This is a genomic window from Dellaglioa sp. CoH-57-MRSF-20 (assembly GCF_056781955.1).
Genome location: NZ_JBXAXV010000271.1, coordinates 1 through 265, shown reverse-complemented (window position 1 = coordinate 265; position 265 = coordinate 1). Strand labels below are relative to the sequence as shown.

Sequence of the window (265 nt, the reverse complement as noted above, 5' to 3'; positions counted from 1 at the left end):
CTTTATGAATGTAGTCCGGATTGAGAAAAGAATGGCCATATGCGCTAAGCTTTGTCTCAGTGTATCGAGCTGCTGCGGCCCCGTCAACCATCGATCCCCAGTTGCCGGAGCCCAGCATTGTAGGCGTGCTCTGATTCACGAGCGTGACCAGTGCGTCGTAAGCCGCGATGTCGCCGTGTGGGTGATAACGACCAACCACGTCACCGACTACGCGTGCCGATTTGATGAAGCGCTTCTCGTGATGCGACGCGCCCCACAGGATACG

Annotated in this window: 1 protein-coding gene; it reads right to left on the bottom strand. The window is 56.6% G+C overall.

Annotated elements, in window-relative coordinates; translation table 11 throughout:
• On the bottom strand, positions 1 to 265 hold a 265-nt coding region (locus tag AC1RPN_RS09010; RefSeq protein ID WP_481763847.1), incomplete at both ends, for a DNA gyrase subunit A.